General features: G+C 61.3%; 11 protein-coding genes. 8 read left to right on the forward strand and 3 right to left on the reverse strand.

The window, feature by feature from the left end:
- The first annotated feature begins 35 nt into the window (after window positions 1-35).
- The gene (locus A6A03_RS10780; protein WP_066787738.1) at window positions 36-920 is read left to right on the forward strand and encodes a GNAT family N-acetyltransferase; all 885 of its coding nucleotides are present in this window, start codon (window positions 36-38) and stop codon (window positions 918-920) included.
- Window positions 921-932: 12 nt separating this feature from the next.
- Entirely contained in the window at window positions 933-1,502 is a 570-nt protein-coding gene (locus A6A03_RS10785) for an SH3 domain-containing protein (protein WP_066787741.1), read from the forward strand.
- Window positions 1,503-1,516: 14 nt separating this feature from the next.
- Here the strand turns inward: A6A03_RS10785 and A6A03_RS10790 are convergent, their stop codons facing one another.
- Window positions 1,517-2,650 (reverse strand): glycosyltransferase family 4 protein, encoded by a 1,134-nt coding sequence (locus tag A6A03_RS10790; RefSeq protein WP_066787748.1) that lies wholly within the window; start codon window positions 2,648-2,650, stop codon window positions 1,517-1,519.
- Between the two features lie 84 nt (window positions 2,651-2,734).
- Window positions 2,735-3,445: a helix-turn-helix domain-containing protein gene (locus tag A6A03_RS10795; RefSeq protein ID WP_066787751.1), complete on the reverse strand. Its 711-nt coding sequence runs from the start codon at window positions 3,443-3,445 to the stop codon at window positions 2,735-2,737.
- Between the two features lie 234 nt (window positions 3,446-3,679).
- Between A6A03_RS10795 and A6A03_RS10800 the strand changes: the two genes are divergently transcribed.
- The 4 genes from A6A03_RS10800 (at window position 3,680) to A6A03_RS10815 (ending at window position 10,242) form a co-directional block, all read left to right on the forward strand.
- The gene (locus A6A03_RS10800; protein WP_066787754.1) at window positions 3,680-5,716 is read left to right on the forward strand and encodes a S9 family peptidase; all 2,037 of its coding nucleotides are present in this window, start codon (window positions 3,680-3,682) and stop codon (window positions 5,714-5,716) included.
- A gap of 213 nt (window positions 5,717-5,929) precedes the next feature.
- The gene (locus A6A03_RS10805) at window positions 5,930-6,361 is read left to right on the forward strand and encodes a MarR family winged helix-turn-helix transcriptional regulator (protein WP_066787757.1); all 432 of its coding nucleotides are present in this window, start codon (window positions 5,930-5,932) and stop codon (window positions 6,359-6,361) included.
- A gap of 63 nt (window positions 6,362-6,424) precedes the next feature.
- On the forward strand, window positions 6,425-8,350 hold the full coding sequence (locus A6A03_RS10810) for an ABC transporter ATP-binding protein (protein ID WP_066787760.1): 1,926 nt from the start codon (window positions 6,425-6,427) through the stop codon (window positions 8,348-8,350).
- Window positions 8,347-10,242 carry an ABC transporter ATP-binding protein gene (locus A6A03_RS10815; protein ID WP_066787765.1) on the forward strand — a complete coding sequence of 632 codons (1,896 nt, stop codon included), beginning with the start codon at window positions 8,347-8,349 and terminating at the stop codon, window positions 10,240-10,242. Before A6A03_RS10810 ends, A6A03_RS10815 begins: the two co-directional genes overlap by 4 nt.
- A 479-nt stretch (window positions 10,243-10,721) precedes the next feature.
- On the opposite strand, the gene A6A03_RS10820 is transcribed toward A6A03_RS10815, so the two are convergent.
- Window positions 10,722-13,445 (reverse strand): clostripain-related cysteine peptidase, encoded by a 2,724-nt coding sequence (locus tag A6A03_RS10820; RefSeq protein ID WP_066787770.1) that lies wholly within the window; start codon window positions 13,443-13,445, stop codon window positions 10,722-10,724.
- A 25-nt stretch (window positions 13,446-13,470) separates the two neighbouring features.
- Here A6A03_RS10820 and gatA point away from each other — a divergent pair, with 25 nt between their 5' ends.
- Together gatA and rpsR are read left to right on the forward strand one after the other, a co-directional pair.
- Entirely contained in the window at window positions 13,471-14,931 is a 1,461-nt protein-coding gene (gene gatA / locus A6A03_RS10825) for an Asp-tRNA(Asn)/Glu-tRNA(Gln) amidotransferase subunit GatA (protein WP_066787773.1), read from the forward strand.
- Between the two features lie 103 nt (window positions 14,932-15,034).
- Window positions 15,035-15,280 (forward strand): 30S ribosomal protein S18, encoded by a 246-nt coding sequence (gene rpsR / locus A6A03_RS10830; protein ID WP_066787774.1) that lies wholly within the window; start codon window positions 15,035-15,037, stop codon window positions 15,278-15,280.
- The last annotated feature ends 64 nt before the right edge of the window (window positions 15,281-15,344 follow it).

Genomic DNA, 15,344 nt, shown 5'->3' on the forward strand with positions numbered 1-15,344 from the left:
CAACTTCAGACCTCTACGTGTATGGTAGCACAAGTATGTGGCCGTTTCGCAAACCAGTTGATCTCAGTGCAGCTCTTGTCCGGCCAAGCCAGCTGGCCGACGTCACGGCGGTCAGTCATCTCTTGAACGCCGCCAGCCGCCGCTTTGCCGCCGCCAGCGGCAGCGAACTCTACCCCGCCGTCGAGGAAGGGCGCGCGGTCGTGATACAGCTTGAACGTGAGGTGTTGGCGGCGGCAGTGCTGAGCCGGCCCATTCATCAGGTAGCATGGCTACGCGCCCTCGCAGTGAGCGAACGGCTCCAACCGCGCGAGGCAGTAGCGCGAGTCGCGCCTGCGCTCGAACAGATCGCGCGCCAACAGGCAATCACCCACCTCTATTATGCCGGCGATGATCAGTCAGATCAGTGGCTGCGCCCGCTGTTAGAACAGGCCGGGTACTACCATCAAACTGATGTCGTCGTCTATGAAAAACGCGACTGGGAAATTCCCGCCAATGGCAATCGCGATGTGCAAGTTCGCCCCGTCCAAGCCGTTGATTTAGCCGAAGTGCTGCAACTCGACATGCGTTGCTTTGAACCGCAATGGGTCAAAGACGAAAGCATTCTCGCGCCGGCCATTGCCGATGGGTCGTTTTTCGTGGTCGCTGAACTCAACGGGCAGCTAGCGGGATACAGTTATGCCACCAGCCATTTTGGCGGCCGATTGGTACACTTGGTGCGGATCGCGGTCGATCCTGATGTGCGCGGACGCGGCATCGGTGTACGATTACTGGCCGAATTCGTCGCCTACGCGGCTGAAGCCGGCGCCGGGTTGCTCACTCTCAACACGCAAGCGTACAACCATCATGCCCAGCGGCTGTATCGCTGGTTTGGCTTTGCGCCGACCGGTGAACGCCAACCGGTGCTCTGCCGCTGGTTGTAGAGAGGGAGAACCGTGCCACCGAAAACTGATCCACGCGACTGGGATCGGCTGTTTGCACGCCGCCAACGCCGGCGCGGCCCGCTCAGCGCGCTGATCGCAGCGCTCGTAATTGGGATGATCATCGTTGGTCTGATCGGGCTCACACCCTTTGTCATTGACCAACTAGAAACGAACCGGGCCATTGCCCGCCAAACCCAAATTGCGCTGCAAACCCGTGAGGCGCGAGCAACTACGCAGCAAGCAGCTACGCAGAGCGCCATTCCGGCGGCTACAGCCACGCCAACCGCAACGACAACGGCAACCGAAACACCTACTCCGACGCCAGAGCCAATCCTTGGCCGCGCGCAAGTGATTAACGGCGGCAATATCCGGCGTGAACCGCGCGTCGCCGCCGAAACGGTGATTGGGCAAGTGTGTGTGGGCGATCGAGTGGTGCTGCTCGAAGAGCAGACGACTAACGGCGCCAACCGTTGGTACCGGTTGCGGGTGGTCGAAACTGCGGGCAATTGCGTTCCCGAACGGGTGAGCGCCGGCGCCGAGGGGTGGGTGAATGCCACATTGTTAAGCGCGCCCGAACCGTAGGAACTGGCAATGAATTACCGTGCGTTGGCTACCGCCTGCTCGTACACTGCCAGCGTCGCTTGTGCCGTCACCTGCCATGAGAAGAGCGCCGCCCGGCGCAACCCGCGCTGGCGCAGCAGCTCACGCAGATCGCGCGAGCGGAGCACGCGCAAGATGCCCTCGGCGATCTCGTGCATACTGTGCGGATCAACCGTCAGTGCGGCTTCATCAACCACCTCTGGCAAGCTGCCGGCATACGCGCAGACCACCGGGACGCCACAGGCCATCGCTTCGAGCGGCGGCAAGCCAAAGCCCTCATACGACGAGGGGAAGACAAACAGCAAGGCCCCGCTGTAGAGCGCCGGCAGATCGGCTTCGGCAACGTTTGCCAATACCGTGACCCGGTCGCTCACGCCGCGATCAGCGGCAATCGCCATTGGCAACGGGTAGCGCCGGTCAAATTTGCCGGCAATCACCAGCACTGCATCGGCAAAGGCCGCTGGCAAATCCGGCAGCACCCGTTCCCATGCTCGGACAAGACGATCGATATTCTTGTGCGGCTTGTTTGAGCCGACGTACAACACATAGTGGCGCGGCAGAGCGTAGCGCATCCGCACCTCGGTAATCTCATCCACCGGCTGCGGGGCAAAACCCGGCGCAGCGGCCAGTGGCGTCACTGCGATCTGGTCGCGCGGAATGCGGAGATGAAAGGCCAAATCATCCCGCGAAACCGTTGAGATAGTGATCAACTTGCGCGCACTCTGGGCCGCGAGCCGCAATGACCAGCGATAGAAGCGCCGCCCGCGCGGGCTCAGCGTGTGCGGGTAGCGCAACGGCAAGACATCGTAGATGGTGACGACCGAGGGGCAGGGCAACAGATACGGTTTGACAATGTAGGGCGAATGGAGCAGATCGAGGCGCAACCGGCGCGCCAGCAACGGTATCTCAAGCTGCTGACCCAGCGCAAAAGGGCCACTCTGTACGGCGACGTATTCGGTGACAGCATCGGATAACGGCGGCAATGCTTGCCCGGCATTGACCAGTATAAACAGGCGATGAGGCGCGCAGAGTTCGCTTAAGGCCGGCAAGAGCGCAGTAATATAACGGCCAATGCCGGGAAAGTGGTCGCTGGCATAGCGAGCATCAAAACCGATGCGCAGTGGGGGCATAGCAACAACGCGCGATCAGATGGCAAGTGCATGGAAGGGCGGGTCTGAAACCCGCCCTTCCATCCGCCCTCACCCTATCACCTGCTAGATCCCTTCGGCCAGCAACGACGCAATGTAGGTCAACGTCGCCCGGCGACCTTGGGGATGCAAGCGCCGCCACAGATTGAGCAGGCGCTGCTCGGTGTAGGCATTCACCACTGCCTCATCGGTCATCGCATCAACCACCGGCGTTGTCACTGCGTTGGCCGGAGCAGCAGCCGGAGTCGAGTCAACCGTCGCCGGATTCACGGCGCTCGCTGGCTCATGGCTCGGCGCCGGCGGCAACGCAACGCCACGCTGGCTCAATTCAGTCGCGATGATCAGGCGTGCCACTTCGAGCGAATCAGCGCCCAACACCTCGGCCAGTTTCATCGCGTTATCGGGATCGGGTGTGGTTTGGCCGTTGATATAGTTCTTCATCGCGCTGTCGCTAATTTTGGTGGCAGTACATAGGCTCGCGCGAGTAAACCGGCCTTGCATCTGCGCTTTCAACCACTCACCGAATGTTTGCCCGGCGTAAGGCAATAATTCAGACCGTTCACGGACTTCACTGGCCGGCATATTCAAGACTTCCGCCATCTGCTCAACCGTTTTGCTGCGCATCCGTGAACGTGCGCCTGCTTCAAACAGGTACGAACGCAAGGTAGCGACACTGAGCCCCAGCATCCCGGCAAAATCAGCCAGCGATGTGCGCCGTTGCATCGCGGCATGGAACAAGAGCACCGAAAGCGGCATCTTTTGATCGGACGTGCTCACCGGAGGCAATCCTTTCGTTATCAGCAGTTCTCATCCTATGATTACACAAGAAATTGTGAAAACCTCTTTAATCACGCTCGCTATTGTAGGATTATAGTTGGATGTCGCTAAAATGTCAAGGTTTATGTTATGGTCATTTGATACTTTCTGACAAAAATATCAAAGTGACATGCTCAGAGAAGTGTGTTACAATAGCAAGGCATTGGCACCGGTTTCATAATTGCAGGACCGCTCATGACAACCCCAACCCCTAGTCGCTTTACGATCGATGACCTCTACGAGCTGGGATGGCTGGAAGACCCGCGCCTGAGCCCTGATGGGAGCATGGCGGCAGCTGTGTGGGTTACGGTCGATCGGGTAAACAATGGCTATCGCCGCCAGATCGTGTTGGTTCCAACCGCTGGCGGGCCGCTGCGCCGGTTTACGCGCGGCAAGCAGGATCGCCAGCCGCGCTGGAGTCCTGACGGGAAGTGGCTGGCATTCGTCTCGAACCGCGACGATGAACGGGGCCAGATCTACGTGATGCCGGTTGATGGCGGCGAGGCCCGGCAAGTCACTAGTATGCCCAACGGCGCTAGCGATCCGGCATGGAGTCCGGACGGACGATGGCTCGCGTTCCTTTCGCCGGTGAACGCTGAAGAGCAGGCGCGGGAAGATAGCGGTACACTGCCGCCGCCGCCGGCTGATGCGTGGGAGGCCCGGCGCGCCCGCGAGCAGCGCCAGCACGACGAGGAGCTGCGCAACGATCCGCGCGTGGTGACGAAGTTGCCCTACCGCAGCGGCACGAGCTATTTCGATGATCGCCGGCGGCACATTTATGTGATCGAGATCGGCGACGAAGATACACCGGCCACCCCGCGCCGCCTGACGTCCGGCGATCTCCACTACAGCGCACCGGTCTGGATGCCCGCCGGCGATGCGCTCCTCAGCACTGCGACCCGCGACCCCGAAGCCGACTCGCTCTTTGCCTACTATGATGTGATGCGCATTCCGCTTGATGGATCGCTGCCGCAGGCACTGACCAGTCCCGGCTTTTCGTACTTTGACCCGCAACCCTCGCCCGATGGCAGCCAGATTGCCTTTTTGCGCCTGAATGAAGAACGGCTGCTCGGTGAAGGCCGGCGGGTAGCAATTATTCCCGCCGAGGGAGGCGAACCGCACGACCTCACCGCGCATACCGACCTGAATGTGGAGCAATTCCACTGGCAACCTGACGGGCAAGGCGTGTTGTTTAGCGCCGGTTGGCGCGGCGAGGCCCACGTCTACCAGATCGGGTTGCCGGGCACGCCGACCTACCGCAATGGGGCTACGCTGGTAGGCGGGCCGCGCATCGTGAGCGAATTTGACGTGGGGCGTGATGGCAGTGTCGCGTTTATCGCCGGCAGCCCTGACAATCCGTGCGATCTCTACTTCCGCAGCGCCGATGGCCACGAGCGCCGGTTGACGGCGATCAACGACCGGCTGCTTCGCCAGCGGATCATCGTGCCGATCGAAGAACTGGCCTATCTTGCGCCTGACGGCAGCGAAGTGCAAGGCTGGGTGCTGCACCCGCCCGATTTCGATCCGGCCCGCCGCTATCCATTAGCGGTCTATATCCACGGTGGGCCGCATGTGATGTGGGGGCCGGGTTTTCGCTCGATGTGGCACGAATGGCAAGTGGCAGCAGCGCGAGGATATGTCGTGTTCTTCTGTAACCCGCGCGGCAGCGAAGGCTACGGCGAACTCTGGCGCGACGCGATCCGCGGCAATTGGGGTGAAGCCGATGCGCCCGATATTTTGGCCGGGATCGACACCCTCGTCGCGCGCGGCTACATCGACCCCGACCGCATTGCCGTCACCGGCGGTTCGTATGGCGGCTATATGACGGCATGGCTGATCGGCCACGACGACCGCTTTGCCTGCGCCGTCGCCGCGCGTGGCGTCTACAATCTGCTGACCCAGCATAGCACCAGCGATGCACACGAGCTGATCGAGATCGAGTTCGGCGGCTACCCGTGGGAATTGTACGAAGAACTGTGGGATCATTCGCCGTTGGCGCATGCCCACAAGATTCAAACGCCACTGCTGCTCTTGCACAGCGAGCTCGATTATCGCGTGCCGATTAGCGAAGCCGAACAGCTTTTCGCCATCCTCCGCCGCCAAAAGAAGGTGGTGGAACTGGTGCGCTACCCACGCGAAGGCCATGAATTGACCCGCAGCGGCGAACCGCGCCACCGCGCCGACCACATGCGGCGGACGTTGGAATGGTTTGACCGGTATTGCCGGTCATAAATACCGATCACGTTATGATCGTAGAGACGCACGGCCGTGCGTCTCTACAAACCGCGCCCCGCCCGTTCCGCGCCCCGCCCGGCCCGCGCCCCGTCCCCCCCCTGTACGGGCACAGCGGCGCTGTGCCCCTTCACCAATTTCTCATTTGACACGTCAATCATTGCCGCCGTATCATACTCTTAGTTTGTCTAACTAATTGTTTTGACCTATGGTATGGATCCAACCACCATCGCCAATGCCCAACGCCTGATCCAGTTGATCGACTGCATGCGGGCCAACCAACCACGCAGCCCCCTCTTCCAGCAGCTTGGCGAGTGGGGATTGTCGATGTCGCATTTGCGCTTGCTCGGTTTGTTGGCGCCTGATCGCGAGCTGTCGATGCGCGAATTGGCCGAGGCGCTCGGTATTACGCCGCCGTCGTTGACGGCCCTTACCCGCCGGTTGGTGCAGAACGGCTTGGTCGAACGCCGCTCGCATCCTGACGATAGCCGGATCACGCTGCTGGCGCTGAGCGAGGCCGGACGCAAGCTGCATCGTGATCTCGAAACGGAGCGGCTAGGACAGATGACGCGGTTGTTGGCCGGCCTCAGCCACGCCGAACAGCAGCTCTTCCTCGATTTGCTCGAACGCGCGATGCGCACGTGACCCGAATAACGTCTTCTCGCCGCAAGGACGAGGATTTGGAAACAATGCCAGCAGGAACTGTCTATGCAAGCTCATCGTGTCGCCCAACCGCCGGCTAACCGGCCCAATCCCGGCGCACTGATCCGCGCCATTCGCTACCTCGGCAAGCAGCGCCGCACCGTGACGATTGCCTACAGCGCGTTGGTGATCGCGACGCTGGCCCAACTGGCTGTACCGCAATTGGTGCAGAACATGATTGATGCGGTCACGCGCAGTATTACTGCTACCAGCATTCTCACCGAGGTGCCGGCGGCATTTCAGGCTGCCGCTGCCGCAAAACTCGGCCTGACCGTCGAGCAACTGCAACGCGACGCCAGCAACGCTGAAGGACTGGTGATTAACGCGGCATTGCTAATTTTAGTCTTCGCCGTGATGCGTGGCGTCTTTTCGTTTTTGCAGTCGTTTATGGCTGAGCAAACCTCGCACGGCTTGGCCTTCGACCTGCGCAATGCGATCTTCAGCAAGATCCAGCGGATGTCGTTCAGCTTTTACGACCGCAACCAGACCGGCCAGCTCATGGTGCGCGCCACCGATGATGTCGAGCGGGTGCGCACCTTTGTGGCGCAGGGGTTAGTGCTGGTGGCCCAGTCGTTTTTGCTCCTCACTGGTGCGCTGATCGTGCTCGCATTTACTAACTGGCAACTAACGCTGGTGATCTTGCCGATTTTGCCAATCGCGCTGGCCGTCTTTGTCGTCTTTGGCCGCCTAAGCCAGCCGTTGTTCGGGGAAGTGCAAGTGCGGCTAGCCCGGCTCAATACCATTTTGCAAGAGAATGTCGCCGGGATTAAGGTGGTCAAAGCATTTACTCGCGAACCCTACGAACAGCAACGGTTCGATCGAGCGGCAACGGCGCTGATGGAGCAGCAGATTAAGGTGAACCGCATCTTCGCCTTTCTGTTTCCGGTCGTGTTTCTGATTGCCCAGCTCGGCCAAGCGGCGATCCTCTACTTTGGCGGCCAGCAGATCCTCAACGGCACGCTTGAGCTAGGCCAGTATCAGAAATTTAGCCTCTATCTGGTGTACGTCTTCTTCCCGCTCGGCCAGCTCGGTTTTATCATCGCGCTGCTGGCGCAAGCCGGCGCGTCGGCGGCCCGCATCTTCGAGGTGCTCGATACCGAAAGCGAGATTGTCGAACGCCCGAACGCGATTGTCTTGCCGCCGGTGCAGGGAAGGGTCGAGTTCCGTAATGTCACCTTCCGCTACTTCAACAGCAGCGCGCCGGTGTTGCAAGAGGTCAGCTTTGTGGTTGAGCCGGGCCAAACTGTGGCGCTGCTCGGCGCGACCGGCAGCGGCAAGACCTCGATTATCAATCTGATCCCGCGCTTCTACGATGTGAGCGAAGGTGCGGTGCTGATTGACGGCTACGATGTGCGTGAGGTGACGATCGATAGCCTGCGCAGCCAGATCGGGATTGTGTTGCAAGAGACCAACCTGTTCAGCGGCACCATCCGCGAGAACATCGCCTTTGGCCGGCCCGACGCCAGCGATGAAGAGGTGATCGCAGCAGCGAAGGCGGCGGCGGCGCACGACTTCATTATGAGTTTTCCCGACGGCTACCAGACCCGGGTCGGCGAGCGCGGCATGACCCTATCGGGCGGCCAGAAACAGCGCATCGCCATCGCCCGCGCGCTACTGCTCAATCCGCGCCTGCTGATCCTCGACGAAGCCACCAGCAACGTCGATGTCGCGACCGAGGCGCTGATTCAGCGCGCACTTGACCAGTTGCTGCGCAATCGCACCAGCTTCGTGATTGCCCACCGGATCAGCACCGTGCGCAACGCCGATCTGATCCTTGTGCTTGATAAAGGCCGGCTGGTGGCCAGCGGCACCCACGCCGAGCTATTGGAAAACAGCCCGATCTATGCCGAAATCTACGCTTCCCAGTTGATCGAAGACGCCCCCCTGCCGTCACCGAACGGCCAGCTTGGCGAAGGAGCATCCGCGCTATGATGGGAGGATTTGGCGGCCCCGGCCGCATGCTCAATACCGAGGTGCAGAAGCCCAAGAATGTCTTGGCGACCATCGCCCGCTTCTGGCCTTATTTCCGGCCCTATTGGTTTGCCGTGGCCTTGACGCTGATCTTGATCACGGCCAGCGCCCAATTGCAGGTGACGGCGCCTGAACTGATCGGGCAAGCGGTGGACTGTTACCTCTTCCCGCGCGCCGATGCCTGCTGGTACACGACAGTCAATCCCACTGCCACCATCGCCGACCGGATGGGAGGATTAGCCGGCTTAACCGGCTGGTTGTTGGTGATCTTCATCGGCGGCGCATTCCTGCAAGGGTTGGCCTTCTTTAGCATGAACTGGACTGGCCAGCGCGCCTTGCGCCAGATTCGCGAAGATGTCTTCGCCCATATCCACCGGCTCTCGCTCGGCTATTTCTCTCGCAACGAGGCCGGCAACGTGATGAGCCGCATCACCAGCGATACCGACACCATCCAGCAGGCGCTCAGCTTTGCCCTGTTGAGCGTGGTCAACGGTCTTTTGCAGATTGGGTTGACGATCAACGCGATGGTGCAGAGTAATCTGCCCTATGCCCTGATCAGCCTGAGTGTCGTGCCGTTCATGATCCTCGCGACGTTCTACTTCTCAACCCAAGCCCGGCGTGCGTTTCGCACCAGCCGCCAGCAGATGGGGAACGTCAACGCCGGTCTACAAGAGAGCATCGCCGGCGCGCGCGAGGTGCAGGCGTTTAACCGCGAAGCCGAGAGCATTGCCCAATTCGAGCGGGCTAACGCCGCTAACCGCGACGCCAACATTCGCGCCGCCAGCTTCACCAGCGCGCTCAACCCGGTGCTGGAAGCATTAGGGTACGTTGCGATCGCGATTGTGGTCGTAGTGGGTGCGCTCAGCGCGCTACGTAATGCCCCCCTCTTCGGCACAGCCGTCATCTCACTCGGCACCATTTTCGCCTTCATCCAATACGTGCAGCGCTTCAATCAGCCTATCCAGCAGATTGCCTCGCTGTGGACGAACGTGCAGAACGCGATTGCTGGCGGCGAGCGCATCTTTGGCCTGCTTGACGTGCAGCCCGATCTGGTTGATGCCGACAATGCCCGCCCGCTGCCGCCGATCAAGGGCCGGGTCGTGTTCGATCACGTCTGGGCCGAATACAAACCGGGCCAACCGGTATTGCGCGACCTCAGCTTTGTGGCCGAACCGGGCCAAACGATCGCGATCGTCGGGCCGACCGGCGCCGGCAAGACAACGCTGGTCAATCTGATCCCACGTTTCTACGACGTAAGCGCGGGCAGCGTCACCATTGACGGCTACGACGTGCGGGAGGTAACGGCGGCCAGCCTGCGGTCGCAGATCGGAATCGTGCTGCAAGACACCTTCCTGTTTGCCGATACGGTGCTGAACAACATCCGCTATGGCCGGCTGGACGCCAGCGACGATGAGGTGATCGCGGCGGCCAAACTGGTTGGCGCGCACGAGTTCATCGAGCGGTTGCCCGACGGCTACCAGACGATGCTCGGCGAACGCGGAACCGGTCTTAGCCAAGGCCAACGCCAATTGATCGCGATTGCCCGCGCCGCGCTGGCCAATCCGCGCATCTTAATCCTCGACGAAGCGACCAGCAGCGTCGATACCCGCACCGAGCGGATCATCCAGCGCGCCTTTGACCAGATGCTGGCCGGACGCACGAGTTTCGTGATTGCCCACCGGCTCAGCACCATCCGCAACGCCGATCTAGTACTAATGGTCAAAGACGGCCAGATCGTCGAGCGCGGCAGCCACCACGAGCTATTGGCCCAGCGCGGCGCGTATTACGAGCTGTACCGGCAGCAATTTACCGCTGGTGAAGGGGCAGACGTGGAACCGGCCCGCGTGGGGTAATGTAGGTGCAGAGCGTTGCTCTGCCCGCGCACCCTTTCCGCCTGTCATCGCGAGCCGCACGTAGGGGCAGAGCGACGCTCTGCCCGCGCGCGGCGAAGCAATCCCCCGCGAGCACGGGAACCATCCCTCACCGTTCGCTCCCGCTACCGCGGGAGATTGCTTCGGAGGTTGCGCCCCCTCGCAAGAACATGTGGCCCGGCTGTCATTGCGAGCCGAGCGGAGCGAGGCGAAGCAATCCCCCGCGAGCACGGGAGCCATCCCTCACCGTTCAGATGGCTTTGGGTGCTGCGCCCCCTCGCAAGGACAGGCAGGGAGCGGGAGATATCCGCTCAGGCATAGGTTGTCGCTGAAGCGGGGGATTACTTCGGTCGGGACGGCCCCAGCGCTGCTGAGGCCGTCCCTCCCTCGCAATGACAACATGCCACCACCACGCAACGGCAAGCGGTTGGCCACGGCAGGTACCCGCCGTACCCAACCAATCACCGGCTCACGATCGGCAAGTACCAATCGTATGCAATCGGGAGTCCGGCAATCAATGGCAACCCCGTACCACCGGCAGGCGCAACCGTCACTCCTCCCACCCCAACTGGCCGATCACTCGTGAGATAACGGCGGAGAAAACTGCTCCATGCATCGGTTTGACCGCGGTAGAGCAAGCGTTCAACGTAGAGCGGCTGCGCCCCAAACAGCGAGTGGTGGGGGAAGAACTCGGCCAGACCACCGCCGGGAGGCAACGTAGGCACGCCGGGGACACCAGCAGCTTGCCGGCGAGCATTGATCACGAAGGGCGTTGAACCGCCAAGCGCAGCCACCAGCGTCGTATTTGCCGTCAGCACAGGGGCTAACTCGCTGGCTTGCAACGCGGGAGCAGTGGCTAAGGCTGCCGTGAAATCACCGAGATCAAGGAAGGCATCTTCCGGCACAGGATACTGATCGCCGATTGCATCGCGCATCATATCGGCCAAGCCATTGCCCGACGAGTCATAGACGGTGCTGGCCGCACGCACATCTCCCAATGCTTGCTGGATAACGGTACCACGTTCATTCAACACCCGGTCCAGCTCGGCAGCCAGTGCATCACGCGCCGTTTGCACCGCACTAGCGCGCGTCAGATCGAACGCGGCCAGCGCATACTCGCGCAACACACCATCGGCACGCGCGGCAGCCGCATACAGCACCGGCAAATCACTCGCCACCGCACGCGGATCATTACCGCCGGTCGCGACGAGCCGGTTCAATACCCGACCCAACCATGCCGTGCGCCAGATCTGGCCGGGTGGCGCAACCAAATAATCGGCGGCAGGGGCCAAAGCCAACGCTGTGGTGAGATTGGCCGTCAACGGCGCTTGCATGAGCACGAGATTGATTCGTTTACCGGTTGCATTGGTAGCAACAGTAAGCGCCGCACCCAGATCGGCGATGCTCATCGCCGGTTGGTTGATCGTCGATTCATCGCTCCCAAACCCCAACGCCGGATGGGCCGGCCCCACCAACACCAGCATCGTACGGCTGGCCGGGAACTGGCGCAAGCCATATTCGACGAACCCGCGCAACGTCATCGGGTCGGCGCTATCCGGTTCGAGTTGCTGCCGGCAATCCACGGCACTGCCGCGCAGCGCGCAGATCTCGCCGCCAGTGTTGCCATAGCCATCGTAGAAGGTCACGATCGAGATGTTCGGATAGGATGCGGCTAACGATTGCAGCCGCGCCAGCTCGAACGCTGGCTGCGCAACCATGCTCATCCGCGCTGGATCACCTAGCGCGTTATCGGCGGCCACATAGATCAGCACCGTCCAATTGGCCGATGCTGCCCCAGCCGGCAATCCTTCGTCGGTGGCCGGTTGGACAGGTACCGTGCGTGGCGCCGGCAAGAAGGTAATCGCATGCTCAGCAAAGCTGTAGCCATAGGCTGGATAGGCAACAGTACCACGCGAATCGCGCACGATGGCGTACCAGCGGTACGGATAACCATAGCGGAGCCGGAATGTAGCAAAGCTGGCTGGAACAAGGTCAAAGAATGGCTCGTCCGCAGTCAAGACCGGGCTGCACAATTGGGGCGGCAAGCCAGTTTCAGGCACGATCAGCGCCGGATCGTAGAGACAAATCTGGTAGGTTTCGCCCTCGATCCCGCGTGGCTCGATCTGGAGCCGCACCGGTGTATCAGGAGCCAACACCACGGTGGCATTGGGCGGAGGAGTAACCAAACGCACGGTGCTCAACTCAAGATCGAGATTAGTTACCTCTTGCCCAGCGGTAAGGGTGGTAATCACCGGCCCGGCCAACACGCCTAGCCGTTGCTCGTCACGGGTAGACGCAAGCGGCTGATTCGCAAACCAGACTTGATAGGCAGCGCCGGCGGGCAATGGCGGCACACTGAACTGATAGCGAAAGCCATCTTCGGCTGGCGCAACTTGAGCTGTTGCCACCACCTGCCGCCCGCTGCCATCGTAACGCACTAGCAACACCTGCGCATCACCTAGCGCGGGTGCTGTGCGATTGCGCTGCGTCACCCGCCCGCTGAGCGTCGCGATGGTGCGGGTACACACCTGCGCTTCAATGTCATCAAAGGAGATGCCAATCGCCGGGCCATCATTCACGCCGCGCAGCGTGATGACGAGTTGCGCCGCCCCCTCTTCAACTAATGGCGCAATATCCGTAGCAGCCCATGAAAAGCTGCGCCAATTGCCGTCAGCCCTCCCGCTCAGCGGCAAATCGACGGCGAAGATGCGCCCCGATGGAGTCGGGTCATCGGGCAAGTTCAACGACAGCGTCACCGTATCGTTCGGCCCTAAGGCACCGGGTGGTATCCGGTACCGCAGCGACCCTATGATCTGCTCGGTAGCCGCCGGTACAGTGAAGGTCTGGCCGAAGGCATCGACATCAACACTGCCATCGCTATCGCCGTCGTCATCTTCGGTCAGAAAGATCGCCTGCGGCGGTGAAAAGACCCGCACGCTTGCGGTGGTAAAGTTTACCTGACCGCGCACCGTACGCCACGGCGAGGCCGATGGCGCAAGGCTGATCGCAGGATCAGCCAGCGCATCGGTGCAGATCAAATTGGCCAGCTCAGGCGGTGGATCATGGGCCGCCTCGATCGGCGGCGGAATAAAACCGATGAGTAACCCAACGCAGATCAACAGCGCGATCAGGCGCTGCCCCATCGCCAAACGCTGCGCTGAAGTCTGGTACAATAAAGCGACCATGCGCCACAACTCCGCTGGAGGCGATATGACTGAAGTCTATCACTTTACCGTCAGTGCTGCCCAAGCTGCGCTTGCAGCGGGCGACATCACGGCGGTAGCACTCACTGAAGCCTATCTTGCGCGGATCAACGCCACTGAACCAATGATTCGCGCCTTCCTGCATCTCACTCCCGACGCCGCCCTCGCCGCAGCGCGCGCTGCCGACGAACGGCGCCGGAAAGGCCAGTCGCTCGGCCCGCTCGACGGCATCCCGATCGGGATCAAAGATGTCATCTGCACCGACGGCGTGCCGACGACTGCCGGCTCGCGCATCTTAGCCGGCTTTCGCCCGCCCTACAACGCCACCGTCATCGAGCGGCTGCTTGCCGGCGGCGCAGTGCCGATCGGCAAACTCAACTGCGACGAGTTTGCCATGGGTTCTAGCACCGAAAACAGCGCCTACCAGATCACCACCAACCCGTGGGACACCAGCCGGGTGCCGGGTGGTAGCAGCGGCGGTAGCGCGGCGGCAGTTGCCGCTGGCCAAGTGCCGGCCACCCTCGGCACCGACACTGGCGGCTCGATCCGGCAACCGGCGGCCTTGTGCGGCATTAGCGGCCTCAAACCAACCTATGGCCGGGTCAGCCGGTATGGCCTGATCGCCTACGGCTCGTCGCTCGATCAGATCGGGCCAATGGCGTGGACGGTCGCTGATCTTGCACTAATCATGAACGTCATTGCCGGCCACGATCCGCGTGACGGCACCAGCGCACCTATTCCGACGCCCGACTATACGGCAGCCTTAACTGGTGATCTGCGCGGGTTGCGGATCGGGATTCCCCGCGAATATTTCGTGGAGGGTATGGAGCCGGGTGTCGAGGCTGCCACCCGCGCGGCTATTGAGGCGCTGCGCGAACAGGGTGCAACATTGGTCGAGGTGTCGCTGCCACACACCAAATATGCTTTGCCTACATACTACATCATTGCTCCCGCCGAGGCTAGTGCTAATTTGGCCCGATTCGACGGCGTGCGCTACGGCTTCCGCGCCGAGGGTGAAACGATGTGGGAGCAGATTGAGCAAACGCGCGGGCAAGGGTTTGGCCCCGAAGTGCGCCGGCGGATTATGCTCGGCACCTATGCACTCTCAGCCGGCTACTACGATGCCTACTACCGGCGCGCGCAACAAGTGCGCACCTTGATCAAGCGCGATTTCGATCAGGTGTTCGCGGAGGTTGATCTGCTGGCAACACCGACTTCGCCAACCGTGGCCTTCCCGATCGGCCAAAAGATCAACGATCCGCTGGCGATGTACCTCAGTGACGTTTGCACCCTGCCGATCAATCTGGCCGGCGTGCCGGCGCTCGTTGTGCCCTGCGGCTTTAGCGAAGGGCTGCCGGTCGGGTTGCAATTGATCGGGCGGCCATTCGACGAAGCTACGTTATTGCGGGTTGGCGATGCGTATCAACGCATCACCGATTGGCATACGCGCCGGCCAGCGTTGGCCTGAGCGCATGCATTGCACCACACACCTGCAGATTGTGGTATACTAAGAGGCGGTTTATAAAAACTCGACCGGTCAGTATTGGATCATTCAAGGAGAGATATCATCAATGAGCCGTTCGCGAGGGGTTGGGCGGCCACGGGCGCGCCGCCGCGAGTGTGAGTTTACCAAGTTGGGGATTGTGCCCGACTATAAAGATGTCAAGCGTCTGCAGAAGTATCTGACTGCGCAGGGCAAGATTCTGCCGCGGCGCCGCACTGGCGTGTCGGCCAAGATGCAGCGCCGGTTGGCAGTGGCCATCAAGCGCGCGCGCCATCTGGCGCTGTTGCCGGCAGCGCCGGCGCACACGCGCTAAACGATTATTGCCAGAAACGGTACGGATGACGTGCGAGGGTTGCGGCGGCTCTTATGCTGCGCTA

Source organism: Chloroflexus islandicus (assembly GCF_001650695.1).
GTDB classification, from domain to species: Bacteria; Chloroflexota; Chloroflexia; order Chloroflexales; family Chloroflexaceae; genus Chloroflexus; species Chloroflexus islandicus.